Here is a 16147-nt window from a genome sequence, read left to right as displayed (position 1 = left end):
GGTATCGGTGTTGTACCGGGTCATTGCAGCTTCTGTGCCTGACTGGCAGCCCTTGTCTGACGCGGCTTTCAACGGCTATCAACAGATAATGGCGATAAAAACCCGCGCATTCTGTTGCTTCACTGTCGATGGCTGAACACTGCTCGTCGGCTACTCGTTCATGGCTGCGCGACGGATCTATAGTTGAGCGACCGGAAACCCCGGCGAAGGCAAACCTTCAGTCACTCATAAAAAAAGGGAGTACCGCCATGAGCGTCCAACCCATCCCGGAGGGGTACCACAGCGTGACCCCGTATCTCGGCATCCATAAGGCCGCCGAGGCCATCGATTTCTATAAAAAGGCGTTCGGTGCCACCGAAGTCATGCGCCTGAGCATGCCTGACGGTCGCGTCGGCCACTGCGAACTGCGCATCGGCGACAGCGCGATCATGCTGGGCACACCGTGCGACCAGGGACCATTGAGCAATCCGGACAGCGCCGTGTCCGTCGGTCTGCATCTGTACGTGACCGATGTCGACAAGTCGTTCCAGCGTGCACTGGATGCCGGGGCGAAGGCAGTGTCCGAGGTCAAGGATCAGTTCTACGGCGATCGCAGCGGTACGTTGAAAGATCCCTATGGGCATCTGTGGTTCCTGGCCACACGCAAGGAAGACCTGACCCAGGCGCAGATCGAACAGCGGGCAAAGGAAATGTTTCAGCAGGCTCAGTAATGACGATTCTCCATTCCCGCGCCGCGCGCGGGGATGGGTGAACACGATTCATGAACCGTCGAACCACGCTTCACGCCTTGTCATGAACGCCCGGCGATTTCAGGATGCAGGTCAACCGCCTGAATAAAGGATCACCCCCGATGTTTGCCGGATTCGTCAAAGACCAGCGCCACGTCAATGGCATGGACATCACTTATCGCCTCGGCGGCAGCGGCCCGGGCCTGCTGCTGTTGCACGGGCACCCGCAGACCCACGTCATCTGGCACAAGGTCGCCGAGCAACTGGCCGAACATTTCACCGTGGTCGCCGCCGACCTGCGCGGTTATGGCGACAGCAGCCGACCACCCGCCGATGAGCGGCACGCCCACTATTCCAAACGGGAGATGGCCCGCGACGGCGTGGAATTGATGAAGGCGCTGGGCTTTACGCAATTTTCGATCCTCGCCCACGACCGTGGCGCCCGGGTCGCCCATCGCCTGGCCCTGGATCATCCTTTTGCCGTGCAACGCATGGTGCTGCTGGACATCGCGCCGACCCTGGCGATGTACAGCCAGACCAACGAAGCCTTCGCCCGAGCCTACTGGCACTGGTTTTTCCTGATCCGCCCGGCGCCGCTGCCGGAAACCCTGATCGAGGCCGATCCCGAAGCCTACCTGCGCAGCGTCATGGGCAGCCGCAGCGCCGGGCTCAAGCCGTTCACTGACGAAGCGTTCGCCGAATACCTGCGCTGCCTGAACCTGCCCGGCAGCGCTCGCGGCATCTGCGAGGACTACCGGGCCAGTGCCGCTATCGATCTGGAACACGACCGCGCCGACCTCGATGCCGGCCATCACCTGAGCCTGCCGCTGCTGGTGCTGTGGGGCGCCGAAGGCACGGTCGGTCGTTGCTTCGATCCACTCAGGGAATGGCAACAGGTGGCCACCGACGTGCGCGGCAAGTCCTTGCCCGCCGGGCATTACCTCGCTGAAGAAGTGCCCGAGCTGTTGCTCGCCGAAGCGCTGCCGTTCCTGCGCTGAACCATCCCGCCCATCCGCTCACCACGATTCCAACAGGCGTCGTGGTGAGATTGCAGTCGCGAAACATTTACTTTCATATCCTTCATCGGGATTTGCTTCAGTCATCCGTCTTATAGAGATGCGGGCCAGTCGCGTAGGCAAAAGCCACGACCGGCCCTTCAGGGACTCCCGCGCTGCGAAGCCCGTAGCACCAAGCCCCCTCACTGAATCAAGACCCGTCATCATGTCGAAGAAATCCCGCTCGAAACTGTGGTTCCTCATACACAGCTGGTTGGCGTTGCCGATCTGGTTTTTTGTTCTGATTGTCTGCGTCACCGGCACCCTGGCGGTGGTCAGCCAGGAAATCGTCTGGCTGGCCAACCCGCAGATGCGCGCCAGCGCCCCTTCGGACGACGCACCGCGCCTGAGTTACGACCAGATCCTCGCCGAAATCAAAAAAGCCGAACCGCAGACGCTGGTGCAAAGCATCAGCCGGCCTGACGAGTCGCACTTTGCCCTCGACGTCGAAGTCAGCTACCCCGACGGCCGCTCGCTGACGGTCTACGTCAATCCTTACACCGGGGTCATCCAGGGCACCGCGCCGACCTTTGACTTCAAGGCTTTCACCCGCGCCTTGCACGGCTGGTGGCTGGTGCCGTTCACCAACGGCTTCAGCTGGGGCTGGTATCTGGTGTCCTTCCTTGGCCTGCCGATGCTGGCGTCGCTGGTGACCGGGCTGGTGGTGTACAAGCGCTTCTGGAAGGGCTTTTTCCGTCCGACCCTGCGCTTCAACCACGGCGCGCGAATCTTCTGGGGCGACTTCCATCGCCTGAGCGGTATCTGGTCGATCTGGTTCATCGCGGTGATTTCCATCACCGGGGTCTGGTTTCTTATCCGCGCCCTGCTGTTCGATTTTCAGATTTCGATTTCCAGCGAGCCGATCATTCCGGCCATGTCCCGTGAAAGTGTGCCGATCTCCACCGACGGCACGCCCCCGCCAACGATCAGCCTGGATTCGGCCATCGAGATCGCCCAGGCAAAAATCCCGGGGCTGGAAGCCAGTTTCGTCAGCCTGCCCGGCAACGCCTACAGCCACATGAGTGTCGGTGGTCGCGGCTGGTATCCGCTGATGTTCCAGACCGCCACGCTCAATCCTTACAACGGTGAGATTGCCGCCTCGCGCCTGCTGTCCGACCGGTCGGCCATAGAGTTCGTCACCGAATCCATGCGTCCGTTGCACACCGGCGACTTCGGCGGGATATGGATCAAACTGATCTGGTTTTTCTTTGGCTTGCTGCTGAGCATGATGGTCCTCAGCGGACTGCTGATCTGGACCAAACGCACCGCACTGGCCACGCTCAACGCCCTCAAGCGCGAAGACAAGAGAAACCGCAAGGCGATACCACGCTCGACTTCCCGACAGGAACCTTCGGAGGTGAGCCCGTGAGCCAGAGCAAAGCAATATCACCCTCGCGTCTGAGCCGGTTCTGGCACAAGTGGCGATTCCACCTCAATGTCCTGCTGTTGCTGATCCCGCTCGGGTTCATGCCCAAGTACTTTGCCGATGCTTCGCTGTTTCGCGGCGACAGTGGGCTGGGCGAACGGGAGATCGGCGAAATCCAGGTCGGTCCCTGGAGCCTGCGTCTGGCGGAGCTGCGCAATCAGGCGCCGATCCTGACCGGCCCTGCCGGTTACATGAAGGACTTCAGCGCCGCCCTTTGCGACGACTGCATCGATCATGTCAAGGCAACTTACCTTCGCATCGGCAAACCCCGCAGCCTGCGGGCTGCCGGCGTGATCTTCTTCGGCACGCCGTATCGCATGGGCACCCAATTGCCAGTGCCGGAAAAGACCGCCGCCGACGCCGAGCTGTGGATCACCATGGAAGGCTGGGACGGCAGCATGCACCAAGCCTCGATTCCGCTGAGCCAGGCCTCACCCGCCACCCTTGCCTGGCTGAACAAACAAGGAGCCAAACCATGAGCCGTCCTTTCCACCCGATCATGAACGCTGCCTTGCTGGCACTGTGTGCCGGTTTCAGCGCCAGCGCCCTGGCCCACAACCCGATGTGCGAGTGCAAGGCCATCGATGCCGAGCAGATCAAATGCACCGGCGGTTTCTCCGACGGCAGCGGCGCGCCGGGGGTGACCCTCGACGTGATCGGTTACGACGAGACCATCCTGGTACCGGGCAAGCTCGGCGCCGATTCGACCCTGACCTTCAAGAAACCCGGCGCCGAGTTCTACGTGCTGTTCGACGCCGGCCCCGGCCACGTGGTCGAAATCGACCAAGCGGATATCGAAGCCCCATGACCACGCCGACCACTCAAATCGTACGCCCTGCCGGCGCCGGCCATGAAACCCTCAATGTCTTGCTGATGTGCCTGCTGATCCTCGCGGTCGCCGGCTCTGTGGTGGCGTGGCGCGGCGTTTCCCACGAACCGGAGCCGGTTTCCAGCCATCAGCTCGACGCCCGCCGCGACCTCAGCGCCAGCGAGCAAGGCATCTACGCCGACCTGCGGGTGACCCTCGACGAAATCCACCTGTTGCGCGAAGAACAGCAAACACTGCCGACCCCGCAGAACCTGGCGGACGAAGGTTTCGCCCCGTTTGCCCAGGACGCCAGCTCGGTCAGTCGTGGTGGTCATGCCTGGCAGTTGCTGGCCGACCGCGCCTACTTCGGCCACAGCCAGGCACCGGCCGTGGCCGGTTCGTTTCTGATGCGCCTGAACGACGCCGCGCCGGACATATGGCTCAACCGCGCTGCCGATCTGCAAACGCCGACAGATCTGTCTGACGCTGCCCTGACCGCCACCGGATGGAAACAGATCGTCGCGCAATTCGATGCCGGGGTGACCCGCGAACATCGTCATTGAACCCTCGCCTTCATTCGAGAGAAGACCGCTTGCCCATGCCTAGTTCATCTCAACGCCGCCCCTTCCTGCGCCTGCTGCTGATCGGCCTGTGCGCCTGCCTGCTGAGCCCGCTGGCCAGCGCCGATCCGGCCAAACGCCTGCGCATCGGCATCACCCTGCACCCTTATTACAGCTATGTGGCGAACATCGTCGGCGACAAGGCCGATGTCGTGCCGCTGATTCCTGCCGGCTTCAATCCGCACGCCTACGAGCCGCGCGCCGAAGACATCAAACGCATCAGCGGGCTGGACGTGATCGTGCTCAACGGCGTCGGCCATGACGACTTCGCCGACCGCATGATCGCCGCCAGCGAAACGCCGGGCATCAAGACCATCGAAGCCAACGAAAACGTGCCGCTGCTGGCCGCCACCGGAGTCGCCGCGCGCGGTGCCGGCAAAGTGGTGAACCCGCACACCTTCCTGTCGATCAGCGCCTCGATTGCCCAGGTCAACAACATCGCCCGGGAACTGGGAAAACTCGATCCGGACAACGCCAGGACCTACACGCAGAACGCCCGCGCCTACGGCAAGCGTCTGCGGCAAATGCGCGCCGACGCCCTGGCGAAACTGACCCAGGCGCCAAACGCCGAACTGCGGGTTGCCACCGTTCACGCGGCTTACGACTACCTGCTGCGCGAGTTCGGCCTGGAAGTGACGGCGGTGGTCGAGCCGGCCCACGGCATCGAGCCGAGCCCGAGTCAGTTGAAGAAAACCATCGATCAACTGCGGGAACTGGACGTGAAGGTGATCTTCTCCGAGATGGATTTCCCGTCCACCTACGTCGAGACCATCCAGCGCGAATCCGGTGTGAAACTGTACCCGCTGTCGCACATTTCCTACGGCGAATACACCGCCGACAAGTACGAAAAGGAAATGACCGGCAACCTCAACACCGTGGTTCGGGCGATTCAGGAGTCCGGCGCATGACGGCACAGGAAAACCTCTCGATCGTCAGCAGTGGCCCGACCCTGGAATTTGCCGAAGTCAGCCTGACACTGGGGCGCACCACGATTCTGGACAAGGTCAGCTTCCAGGTGCAGCCCGGCCACGTGCATGCGCTGGTCGGCCCCAACGGTGGCGGCAAGAGTTCGCTGATCAAGACCCTGCTCGGGCAAATGCCCCATCAGGGCCGGCTCAGCCTGCAATGGCCCGGCGAGCCCGGCACCATCGGCTATGTGCCGCAGGCGCTGGAATTCGACCGGGGGCTGCCGATGACCGTCGACGACTTCATGGCTGCCATGTGCCAGCGCCGCCCGGCGTTTCTCGGCCTGAGCAAACGCTACGCCGGCGCCATCGGTGAAGCACTGGAGCGGGTCGGCATGCAGGACAAACGCAAGCGCCGGATGGGCGCGCTGTCCGGTGGTGAACGCCAGCGGGTGCTGCTCGCCCAAGGCCTGATCCCCGCCCCGCAACTGTTGGTGCTGGATGAACCGATGTCGGCCCTCGACGAAGCCGGGATCCAGGTGTTCGAACGCCTGCTCGGCGACTGGCGCGCGGCGGGCATCACCGTGCTGTGGATCGAACACGATCTGGAAGCCGTCGGGCGCCTGGCCAATCGCGTCACCGGCCTCAATCGCCGGGTGCTGTTCGACGCCACACCGCAGCAGGCGCTGACCCCGGAACGCCTGCTGACCCTGTTCTCGACCCATCCACGGAGCGCTGCCTGATGAGTTACGAAGCCTTTCGATTGATGGTGCAGGGCTGGGCGTCGTCCGGATACTTGCCGGAAGCCCTGGCCTACGGTTTTGTGGTCAACGCGCTGCTTGCCGGTTTGCTGATCGGCCCGGTGCTGGGTGGCCTCGGCACGCTGGTGGTGGTCAAGCGCTTTGCGTTCTTCTCCGAGGCGGTCGGCCACGCGGCACTGACCGGCGTGGCCATCGGCATTCTGCTCGGCGAGCCCTACACCGGGCCGTACGGCAGCCTGTTCGGCTACTGCCTGCTGTTCGGCATTCTGCTCAATTACCTGCGCAACCGCACCGGACTGGCACCCGACACGTTGATCGGCGTGTTCCTCTCGGTGTCTCTGGCGCTGGGCGCCAGCCTGCTGCTGATCCTCGCCGGCAAGATCAACGTGCACATTCTGGAAAACGTACTGTTCGGCTCGGTGCTGACGGTCAATGGCAATGATCTGGCGGTGCTGGCCATCGTCGGTTCGCTGGTAATGGCGCTGGCGTTGCCGCTGTACAACCGCATCATGCTTGCGAGTTTCAACCCGCAACTGGCAGCGGTGCGCGGCGTCGCGGTGAAGGCCCTGGATTATCTGTTCGTGATTCTGGTGACCCTGATCACCGTCGCGGCGGTAAAAGTCATCGGCGCGATTCTGGTCGGCGCCCTGCTGGTGATTCCGGCGGCCGCCGCGCGTTTGCTCAGTCAGTCGCTCAAGGGCTTTTTCTGGTGTTCGGTGCTGATCGCCACGGTCAGCACGCTGTGCGGGATTCTCGCGCCCATTGTCTTTGACCTGCCGATTCCGTCCGGCGCCGCGATCATCCTCGTCGCCGGTATCGGCTTCGCCCTCGCGGCCATTGCCCGGGGCGTCGTCCCCAGTCTGAAAGGGAACCTTGGATAAATGTCATTTTCATTGCGACAACTTGCCCTGGCCATCGCCCTCAGCGGCGCCGTCTCCGGCCCATTGCTGGCCGCCGAAAACCCCGTGCGCGTGCTGGCCTCGCTGCCGATCACCTATGGTTTGGGTGAAGTGCTGCTCAAGGGTACCGACATCAGCCTCGAACGCGCGGCACCGGCGAACCTGCCGGGCAGCCGTCAGTCCGCGTACTTCACCGGGCGCGGCGCTCCGGCACTGGACAAGCTGGCCAGCGGCGCCGATGCGGTGATCGGCGTGCGCTCGCTGTGGGCCGACGACCCGCTGTACCCGATGGCCCGACGCAGCAACATCCGCATCGTCGAAGTCGATGCCGCCCGTCCTGTAGACGGCGCCCTGCCCGGCATTGCCGTGCAGCAGGGGCTCAAGGTCGATGGCCTGAACAGTCAACCGTGGCTGGCCAGCAACAACATGGGGCGGATGGCGGACGTGATGGCGGCGGATCTGGTGCGTCTGGCGCCGAAGGACAAGCCGAAGATCGAGGCCAACCTGGCGGCGCTGAAACAGCGCCTGCTGAAACTCAGTGCCGACAGTGAGGCGCGCCTGGCCAGTGCCGACAATCTGAGCGTGATGAGCCTGAGCGATCACTTCGGCTATCTGATCGGCAGCCTGAATCTGGAGTTGATCGGACAAGACCCACGACCGGACGCCGAATGGACGCCGGAAGACCTGAAAAAACTGACTGCAATGCTCAAGGACAACGACGTGGCGGTAGTGCTGCACCATCGGCAGCCGTCGGACGCGGTAAAAGCGGCGATTGCCGAGTCGGGCAGTCAGCTGCTGGTGCTGAGCACCGATGCGGCGGATCCGGTGGCAGAACTGGAAGGGAATGTGGATGCGCTGCTCAAAGGCTTGAGCGGCGCGTAACACCGAACCTCCGGGCATGAAAAAACCCGCTGACTGTTTCCAGTCCAGCGGGTTTCTTTTTGGCAGAAGACTTACTGTGCCGCCGCTTGCGCTTCCATCTTCTGGCGCAGGCTCAGCGGGCGCATGTCGGTCCAGACTTCTTCGATGTAGGCCAGGCATTCTTTCTTCATGCCACTCTTGCCCACGGTGCGCCAGCCTTCCGGGATGGCCTTGTAATCCGGCCAGATCGAGTACTGCTCTTCGTGGTTGACCACGACCTGAAAGAGGATGTCCTCGCGGTCGAATACTGACGTCATGCTGTGTCTCCATCGTTGTAGGGGTGGGCTGCACGGTGGGTGCAGCCAGGTATGTAGAAGGAACGTTCGGCGCGGCGAAAAATTTACAGGGCGGCGGTCGCGGCGCTCAGCGCGCGGCCGAAGATCTCGGCGACGCGGTCGATTTCAGCGGCAGTGATCACCAGCGGCGGCAGGAATCGCACCACCGCGCCATGCCGTCCGCCCAACTCCAGGATCAGCCCGCGTTTGAGGCATTCGCGCTGCACCAGCGGCGCCAGACGGGCGAAGGCCGGTGGGTGGCCCAGTGCATCCGGTGCACCGTTCGGATCCACCAGCTCGACACCGAGCATCAGGCCACGACCGCGAATGTCGCCCAATTGCGGGAAATCACGCTGCAGGATGTGCAGGTGCTCGCTCAGGCGTTCGCCCATGGCAGCGGCGTGTTCGCAGACCTTGTTTTCGACCAGGTAACGCATCACGGCAGAACCGGCGGCCATCGCCATCTGATTGCCTCGGAAGGTGCCGGCATGGGCGCCCGGCTGCCAGGTGTCGAGCCAGTCGCGATAGACCACCACCGCCAGCGGCAGGCTGCCGCCGATGGCTTTGGACAGCACCACCACGTCCGGGGTGATGCCGGCGTGCTCAAAGGCAAACATCTTGCCGGTGCGGGCGAAGCCGCTCTGGATTTCGTCGACGATCAGTGCCACGCCAGCCTTTTCGGTGATGCGACGCAGACCGCGCAGCCACTCGATGTCCGCCGGGATCACCCCGCCCTCGCCCTGCACTGCCTCGACGATCACCGCCGCCGGCAGTTGCACACCGGCCTCCGGGTCGTTGAGCAGGTTTTCCAGGTAACTGAGGTTGGCCTTCACGCCCGCAGCGCCACCGAGGCCGAACGGGCAACGGTAGTCATACGGGAACGGCATGAACTGCACGCCGTTGCTGAGCAGCGCGCCCAACGGTTTCTTCGGCCCCAGGCTGCCCATCAGGCTCAACGCGCCCTGGCTCATGCCGTGGTAACCGCCGGAGAACGACAGCACGGTGCTGCGGCCAGTGGCCGTACGCACCAGTTTCAACGCGGCTTCCACGGCATCAGTGCCGGTCGGGCCGCAGAACTGGATTTTCGCTTCCTTGGCCAATGCTGGCGGCAGCAACCCGAACAGATCCTGGACGAATCGGTCCTTCACGGGCGTGGTCAGGTCGAGGGTGTGCAGCGGCAACTCATCGGCCAGCACCTGCTGGATGGCTTCGATCACCACCGGGTGGTTATGCCCCAGCGCCAGGGTGCCGGCACCGGCCAGGCAATCGATGAAAGTGCGGCCTTCAACGTCTTCGACATACAGACCCTTGGCACGCTTCAGCGCCAGGGGAATGCGTCGCGGATAGCTGCGGGCATTGGATTCCTGCTGGCTCTGGCGGGCCAGCAGCGGCGATTCATTGAACTGATACAGCGTTTCCGCCGGCGCGGAGGCGATCCGGGCCGACGACTCTTCGATAAGGCTGGTGGCGACTGACATCTCTCGACCCCTCAATTCGCTATGGATAGTGACCAAAACTGCACACCGCACAGGTGCGCGTTCCGGTCCCGGGGCGCACATGCAGGTTTTCCTGTTCTGGAAACGCACCAGCACGTCGAGGATTTACACCCTTGAGCGAGTTGTCATGCCGACAGCGGCAGCGACTTGTGCATCGGCAGGCTGCGCATGCCGTGGCGGATGAGCGGCGGCGCCGATTCGCGATAACCCAGACGCCGATAAAAGGCTTCCCCGGTGCGGGTGCTGGTGAGCACGGAACGGGCGCTGCCGCGAGTCAGCAGCCAGCCTTCAAGGTCAGTCATCAGCGCCCGGCCGACGCCCCGGCGAAACCATTCCGGCTGCACATGACAAAGGGTGACATCGCCGTCGGCCAACGCCATGCCGACACCCACCGGTCGGCCCTGCATCAGGGCAATGTTCAGATAGCGCTGTGGATCGGCGAGCCAGGCGCTGATGTGCTCCGGCGATTGCTGGCGGACCCAGAGATCGACAAGGTGGGGGTCATTACGATGGTCCAGTGCGCAACCGACGCGGATCGAACGCTCGACGATGCGGCTGATGATACCGGCATCGGCCGCAGTGGCCGGGCAAATGTAGATGGATGCATCCATGGCGCTGTTTCCCTCAATCCATTGAGTCAAAGGCTGGGGCGACAATAGCGGCGCGCTCGGCGAATGACCAATGGAGAGAAGTTACATTTGATGTGCCGGGATCAGGCCGGTTGCAGCGGCATGGTCAGTTCGACCCGCAAGCCATCCGGGCGACTGTCGAAATGCAGGGTGCAGGCACAGCGCTGGACAATCGCCTGGACAATCGCCAGCCCCAGCCCGCAGCCGGTGCTCTGGCCGTTGCGCCAGAAGCGTTGGGTCAGATGTTGCAGATCGTCCGGCGCAATCCCCGGTCCATGATCGCGAACGACGAAGCGCACGCGGTTGCCGCTGGTTTCCAGGCTCAGTTCCACGGCGCCTTCCGTCGGGGTATGACGCAGGGCGTTATCGAGCAGGTTGCGCAAGGCTGCGATCGACAACACCGCCGGCATTTGCAGCGGTGCGCTGGACAGTTTTTCAGGCAGGTGCAGTTTGATCCGCTGCCGCTCGTCGCTGGCAGAGTCCTGAATCGCCAGTCTTGCCACTTGCTCGGCGCTGCACTGCACTCCGTCGTCGAACGACAGGCTGCCCTCTACCCGGGCCAGCAACAGCAATTGTTCGAGGGTGCGGTGCAGGCGGTCGGCGCCTTCCTCGGCCCGGGCCAGGGACTGGTCGCGGGCGCTGCCGTCGGTCATGCGCGCCACTTGCAGGTGGGTCTTGATCGCCGTCAGCGGGCTGCGCAGTTCATGGGCGGCGTCACCGGTGAGGCGACGTTCGCGCTCGATGGTCTTGCCGATGCGCTGGAACAATTGGTTCTGGGTTTCCAGCAGCGGTTTCAGTTCGCTGGGGAATGATTGCAACTGCAACGGTTCGAGGGAGTCGGCGTTGCGGCGCATCAAGGCTTCGCGCAAGCGATTGAGCGGCGCCAGGCCCTGGCCGATCCCCAGCCACAGCAAGCACAGACAGCCAAGCAGCGCCACTCCTACCGGAACCGAGGCGGCCAGCAGGATCGACATGTTCAGGGCTTCGCGCTCGATCACCCGGTCGGCGGTGGTAATGCGCACGTCGCCCCGGGCCAACGTGAAAGTGCGCCAGGGCGCGCCGTCGATCATCTGATCGTGGAAGCCCATTTTCTGAGCTTCCAGTGCCTGTTCCGGGTTGTTGTGGCTGCGGGCGAGGATTTCGCCGCGCAACGAGCTGACCTGACAGGCCATGCCACCGGGAATGTTCAGTTGTTCGGCGCTGAAATGGGTGCCCTCGCCCTTGCTCGGGATCGCCGGCAATTGCTCCAGCAACCCGGCGACCATGCGCGCCGAGGCCACCAGCCGCTGGTCGAGGGAAAACATCATCTGGTTGCGCAGGTCGCTGAGCATCCAGGCAGCCGCCAGGGCCCAGATCAGCGCAAACGCAGCGCCGAGGGTCAGGCTCAGGCGCAGGCGCAGACTCATCACTTGTCGGGCTCTCCACCATCGGCCGGGCCCAGGCGATAGCCCAGACCACGCACGGTTTCGACGATGCCTTTGCCCAGTTTGCTGCGCAGGTGGTGGATGTGCACGTTGAGGGCGTTGCTCTCCAGTTCATCGCTGAAACCGTAGACGCTGTCTTTCAATTGCTCGGTGGACAGCACCCGGCCACGGTTGTGCAGCAGGGCTTGCAGCAGGGATTGTTCGCGACGGGACAAATCCACCGAACGGCCGGCCAACGTGGTTTCGCGGCTGCTCGGGTCGTAGGTCAGCGCGCCGTGCTCGATCAGGTTGACGCTGCGCCCGGCCACCCGGCGCAACAGGGTTTGCAGACGGGCGAACAGTTCACGCAGGTCGAACGGCTTGAGCAGGTAATCGTCGGCGCCGGACTGCAGGCCGTCGACCCGGTCAGTCACCGAGTCTCGCGCAGTGAGGATCAACACCGGAATTTCCAGGCCCTGCTGACGCAGTTGCTGCAGCAGTTTGAGGCCGTCTTCGTCCGGCAATCCGAGGTCGAGCACCATCACGTCAAATTCGGCGACCTTGAGGATCGCCCGGGCCTTGGAGGCGGTGTTGACGTGTTCGACCGTCAAGCCCTGGGCCGTCAGCCCGGCGACGATGCCGCTGGCGATCAACTCATCGTCTTCGCAAACCAGTACGTGCATGGTGAGTCCCGTAGAAAAATGCCGATTAGGCGGTTGGCCGATTAAGCTGACATTATGCCCCGAACGCCACAGCGACAAGGGTGCCGCGGTTAATCATCGGTTAATCGCCGCCGCCCATTGTGCTCATCACTTGCACAGGGACAAGGCTCCTCCATGCGTCATATTTTTTTGCTGTTTGCACTGTTGATTTCGGGTCTGGCCCAGGCAGGGAACGATCCTTTTGCGACAAAACCGGAATTTCTCCCGGTCGACAAGGCCTTCGTCCTGACGTCCGAACGTCTGGACTCCGGCGAAACTCAACTGTTCTGGCAGATCACCGACGGTTACTACCTGTATCAGAAACGCCTGAAATTCGACGGACTGGCGGCGGAAAACGCTCCGGCGCTGCCCGAAGGCGAATCCCACAGCGACGAATATTTTGGTGAGCAACAGGTCTATCGCCAGGGTCTTGAACTGAAAATCCCGGCAGCAGCCAAGGGCCAGATCAAGGTCAGTTATCAGGGCTGCGCCGATGCCGGCCTGTGCTATCCGCCGCAGACCCGCGTGATCGATCTCGGTGGCAAAGCGGCCGCTGCGGCGAACGATGAGGCGCAGGATCAAGCGTTGGCCAGCGGCTTGCAACAGCACTCGCTGGGCTGGAGCCTGCTGGTGTTCTTCGGGCTCGGCCTATTGCTGGCCTTTGCGCCATGTTCGTTGCCAATGCTGCCGATTCTGGCGGGCATGGTAGTCGGCAGCGGTGCTACGCCGCGTCGCGGTTTCGCGCTGGCCAGCAGCTATGTGGTTTGCATGGCGCTGGTTTATGCGGCAATGGGCGTGATCGCCGCGCTGCTGGGGGCGAACCTTCAGGCATGGTTGCAAAACCCGTGGCTGCTCGGAACGTTCGCGGCGGTGTTCGTGATTCTGGCGCTGCCGATGTTCGGCTTCTTTGAACTGCAATTGCCAGTGGCCGTGCGCGATCGACTGGAGCACGCGTCGCGCGGTCGCAGCGGCGGCAGCCTGGTCGGTGCGGGTGTACTGGGCGCATTGTCCGGTCTGCTCGTCGGCCCGTGCATGACCGCACCGCTGGCCGGTGCCCTGCTCTACATCGCGCAAAGCGGTAATGCGCTGCACGGCGGCTTGATCCTGTTTGCCCTGGGCATCGGTATCGGCATCCCGCTGTTGGTGCTGGTGACGGTCGGCAATCGCTTCCTGCCGAAACCCGGCGCGTGGATGAACCTGCTCAAGGGCGTGTTCGGCTTCCTGTTCCTGGGTACGGCGGTGTTGATGCTGCGTCCGGTGCTGGACTCTTCGCTGTGGCTCGCATTGTGCGGCGCGCTGTTGCTGATCGCGGCCTACAGCGCCTGGAAACAGTCCGAAGGCTTCGGCCGGGTCGCCCAGTTGTTCGGTGCCAGCTCGCTGTTGCTGGGACTGTGGGGCAGTTTGCTGGTGGTAGGTGCAGCGGGCGGTAGTGATGATCCGTTTCAACCGTTGCAGGTGTATAGCGCCGGACACACCGGCACGGCGGCACCGAATGGTCACGAAGCATTCATTACGATCAAGGATCCAGCGGCCCTGCAAAGTGAACTCGACGCCGCCAAGGCTCAGGGTCAGTGGGTGTTGCTCGATTACTACGCCGACTGGTGCACGTCGTGCAAAGTCATGGAGAAAAAGGTGTTTGGCCAGGCGCGGGTGATGCAGGCCCTGAGCGATGTGCGTTTACTGCGCCTCGATGTCACCGATGACAATGCCGCCAGCCGCGAACTGCTCGGCCGCTACAAGGTGCCAGGGCCACCGAGTTTTGTGTGGATCGGCACCGACGGTGAAGAGCGCCGCAGCCAGCGCATCACCGGCGAGGTCGATGCCGACACCTTCCTGCAACGCTGGACCACCACCCGAGACGCCCGTTAATGCTGACCTTCACCCTCGGCACCTTTGCCATCGCGCTTAACCACCTGCTGCTGATCAGCGCCCTGGCGCTGGCGACATTCGTCGGCTGGCGGGTGGCCAAACGCGGTGGCGATAACCCCGAGTCGGCGCTGTTCAGCCTGTTTCTGCTGGGCATGCTCGCGGCGCGCATCGCGTTTGTCGCCGTGTACTGGGGTCACTATCGCAACGATCCGTGGCAGATCATCGACCTGCGCGATGGCGGCTTTCTCGCCTGGCCGGGGGTGATCGTGCTGTTGCTGGCGGCGCTGTATCGCGGCTGGCGCCGACCGGGTTTCCGTCGACCGCTGGGTTTCGGCGTGGTCAGCGGTGTGGCGTTCTGGGTACTGGCGACCCTGTCGCTGAACATCTATGAACAAGGCACGCGCCTGCCGGACATCACCCTGCGCAACGCCGCCGGGGAAACCGTGAAACTCGCCGACTATCAAGGCGGTCCGCTGGTGATCAACCTGTGGGCCACCTGGTGCCCGCCATGTCGCCGGGAAATGCCGGTATTGGAAAACGCCCAGCAGCAACGCCCGGACCTGACGTTCCTGTTCGTCAACCAGGCCGAAAGCATGCAAAGCGTCGCGACCTTCCTCGAAACCCAGGGCCTGAGCCTGAACAACGTGCTGTTCGACCGCAGCGGTCATCTGGGGCAGGCCGTGGGTTCCATGGCATTGCCGACTACGCTGTTCTATAGCCCTGACGGTCAATTGCTGGCCAGCCATCTGGGCGAGTTGTCGAACGCCAGCCTGGCCCGGGCCCTGGAAAACTTCGACACCCCGAATCCGACTACGAACGCCGCACCGGCCACCTCTGCAAGGAAACTGCCATGCCCCGCCTCCGCCACCTGCTGACGCTGTCTCTGGGCGCCGCCCTGCTGCACTTGCCGTCGGTGCAGGCCGCTGAAGAATTGCCTGATGCGATCAAGAAAATCGAAGCCAAGGGCGCGAAAATCGTCGGCCAGTTCGACGCGCCCGACGGACTGCGCGGTTACGCCGCGCAATACCAGAACCGTGGCATGGCGCTGTACCTGACGCCGGACGGCAAGCATGTGCTGCTGGGCAATCTGTACGACGCCGACGGCAACGACCTGAGCAGCGCACCGCTGCAAAAACTGGTGTACGCGCCGATGGCCAAGGAAGTCTGGGCCAAGTTCGAGGCGAGCAACTGGATTCAGGACGGCAAAAAGGACGCACCGCGCACGGTGTACCTGTTCAGCGACCCGAACTGCCAGTACTGCAACATGTTCTGGGAACAGGCCCGCCCTTGGGTCAAGGCCGGCAAGGTGCAGTTGCGACACATCATGGTCGGCATCATCCGCGAAGACAGCCCGGCCAAATCCGCTGCGCTGCTGGCGGCCAAGGACCCGGCCAAGGCCCTGGACGATCACGAAAAGGCCGGCAAGGCCAGCACCCTCAAGGCCATGAAGGATATTCCGGCCGCCGTGCAGACCAAACTCGCAGCGAACATGCAGTTGATGGAAGACCTGGAATTGCAGGCCACCCCGGCGATCTTCTACATGGACGACAAGGGTGAACTGCAACAACAGCAAGGCGCGCCGACGCCAGACAAGCTGGCGAAGATTCTCGGGCCGATGTAACGATTGGCGGCTCCGGCAAACACGCCGGAG

18 protein-coding genes are annotated in these 16147 nt (G+C 63.1%); 13 read left to right on the top strand and 5 right to left on the bottom strand.

All coding sequences use genetic code 11. From position 1 onward, the window contains the following. Positions 1–248: 248 nt before the first annotated feature. The 10 genes from M5B44_RS19755 (at position 249) to M5B44_RS19710 (ending at position 8084) form a co-directional block, all read left to right on the top strand. Positions 249–710 carry a VOC family protein gene (locus M5B44_RS19755; protein ID WP_248740245.1) on the top strand — a complete coding sequence of 154 codons (462 nt, stop codon included), beginning with the start codon at positions 249–251 and terminating at the stop codon, positions 708–710. Positions 711–850: 140 nt separating this feature from the next. Continuing rightward, the gene (locus tag M5B44_RS19750; RefSeq protein ID WP_248740244.1) at positions 851–1726 is read left to right on the top strand and encodes an alpha/beta fold hydrolase; all 876 of its coding nucleotides are present in this window, start codon (positions 851–853) and stop codon (positions 1724–1726) included. A 223-nt stretch (positions 1727–1949) separates the two neighbouring features. Continuing rightward, entirely contained in the window at positions 1950–3152 is a 1203-nt protein-coding gene (locus tag M5B44_RS19745; RefSeq protein WP_248740243.1) for a PepSY-associated TM helix domain-containing protein, read from the top strand. Continuing rightward, entirely contained in the window at positions 3149–3688 is a 540-nt protein-coding gene (locus M5B44_RS19740) for a thiamine pyrophosphate-binding protein (protein WP_248740242.1), read from the top strand. The genes M5B44_RS19745 and M5B44_RS19740 overlap by 4 nt, the downstream gene beginning before the upstream one ends. A 20-nt stretch (positions 3689–3708) precedes the next feature. Next, the gene (locus tag M5B44_RS19735; RefSeq protein WP_225739982.1) at positions 3709–4017 is read left to right on the top strand and encodes a hypothetical protein; all 309 of its coding nucleotides are present in this window, start codon (positions 3709–3711) and stop codon (positions 4015–4017) included. Then, a complete protein-coding gene (locus tag M5B44_RS19730; protein WP_248740241.1) occupies positions 4014–4580 on the top strand; it encodes a DUF6162 family protein in 567 nt (188 codons plus the stop codon). The genes M5B44_RS19735 and M5B44_RS19730 overlap by 4 nt, the downstream gene beginning before the upstream one ends. Before the next feature lie 35 nt (positions 4581–4615). Next, the gene (locus tag M5B44_RS19725; RefSeq protein ID WP_248740240.1) at positions 4616–5545 is read left to right on the top strand and encodes a metal ABC transporter substrate-binding protein; all 930 of its coding nucleotides are present in this window, start codon (positions 4616–4618) and stop codon (positions 5543–5545) included. After that, positions 5542–6285 (top strand): metal ABC transporter ATP-binding protein, encoded by a 744-nt coding sequence (locus M5B44_RS19720; RefSeq protein WP_248740239.1) that lies wholly within the window; start codon positions 5542–5544, stop codon positions 6283–6285. The genes M5B44_RS19725 and M5B44_RS19720 overlap by 4 nt, the downstream gene beginning before the upstream one ends. Then, positions 6285–7184 carry a metal ABC transporter permease gene (locus M5B44_RS19715; RefSeq protein WP_248740238.1) on the top strand — a complete coding sequence of 300 codons (900 nt, stop codon included), beginning with the start codon at positions 6285–6287 and terminating at the stop codon, positions 7182–7184. The genes M5B44_RS19720 and M5B44_RS19715 overlap by 1 nt, the downstream gene beginning before the upstream one ends. Next, positions 7185–8084 carry a metal ABC transporter substrate-binding protein gene (locus M5B44_RS19710; RefSeq protein WP_248740237.1) on the top strand — a complete coding sequence of 300 codons (900 nt, stop codon included), beginning with the start codon at positions 7185–7187 and terminating at the stop codon, positions 8082–8084. It begins immediately after the preceding gene. 71 nt (positions 8085–8155) lie between these two features. Here the strand turns inward: M5B44_RS19710 and M5B44_RS19705 are convergent, their stop codons facing one another. The 5 genes from M5B44_RS19705 to M5B44_RS19685 all read right to left on the bottom strand — a co-directional run bounded on the left by M5B44_RS19705 (position 8156) and on the right by M5B44_RS19685 (position 12609). Then, positions 8156–8380: an MbtH family protein gene (locus M5B44_RS19705; RefSeq protein ID WP_065257038.1), complete on the bottom strand. Its 225-nt coding sequence runs from the start codon at positions 8378–8380 to the stop codon at positions 8156–8158. Between the two features lie 83 nt (positions 8381–8463). Continuing rightward, on the bottom strand, positions 8464–9876 hold the full coding sequence (locus tag M5B44_RS19700) for an aspartate aminotransferase family protein (RefSeq protein WP_248740236.1): 1413 nt from the start codon (positions 9874–9876) through the stop codon (positions 8464–8466). 143 nt (positions 9877–10019) lie between these two features. After that, positions 10020–10505 carry a GNAT family N-acetyltransferase gene (locus M5B44_RS19695; protein WP_248740235.1) on the bottom strand — a complete coding sequence of 162 codons (486 nt, stop codon included), beginning with the start codon at positions 10503–10505 and terminating at the stop codon, positions 10020–10022. A gap of 101 nt (positions 10506–10606) precedes the next feature. Beyond that, positions 10607–11929 (bottom strand): ATP-binding protein, encoded by a 1323-nt coding sequence (locus tag M5B44_RS19690; protein ID WP_248740234.1) that lies wholly within the window; start codon positions 11927–11929, stop codon positions 10607–10609. Further along, the gene (locus M5B44_RS19685; RefSeq protein ID WP_114884486.1) at positions 11929–12609 is read right to left on the bottom strand and encodes a response regulator; all 681 of its coding nucleotides are present in this window, start codon (positions 12607–12609) and stop codon (positions 11929–11931) included. Before M5B44_RS19685 ends, M5B44_RS19690 begins: the two co-directional genes overlap by 1 nt. Before the next feature lie 153 nt (positions 12610–12762). Between M5B44_RS19685 and dsbD the strand changes: the two genes are divergently transcribed. From dsbD to dsbG, 3 genes are read left to right on the top strand one after another with little or no spacing between them, the layout of a single operon-like run. Further along, complete coding sequence (gene dsbD / locus M5B44_RS19680; RefSeq protein WP_248740233.1) at positions 12763–14496, top strand: protein-disulfide reductase DsbD; 1734 nt, start codon at positions 12763–12765, stop codon at positions 14494–14496. After that, entirely contained in the window at positions 14496–15371 is an 876-nt protein-coding gene (locus M5B44_RS19675; protein ID WP_248740232.1) for a TlpA disulfide reductase family protein, read from the top strand. Before dsbD ends, M5B44_RS19675 begins: the two co-directional genes overlap by 1 nt. Further along, entirely contained in the window at positions 15347–16117 is a 771-nt protein-coding gene (gene dsbG / locus M5B44_RS19670; protein WP_248740231.1) for a thiol:disulfide interchange protein DsbG, read from the top strand. Before M5B44_RS19675 ends, dsbG begins: the two co-directional genes overlap by 25 nt. Positions 16118–16147 lie beyond the last annotated feature (30 nt).

Source organism: Pseudomonas sp. MWU12-2029 (genome assembly GCF_023242425.1).
GTDB lineage: Bacteria > Pseudomonadota > Gammaproteobacteria > Pseudomonadales > Pseudomonadaceae > Aquipseudomonas > Aquipseudomonas kribbensis.
Note: the sequence above shows the minus strand (reverse complement) of the source record. Positions and strands in the feature narration are given on the sequence as shown.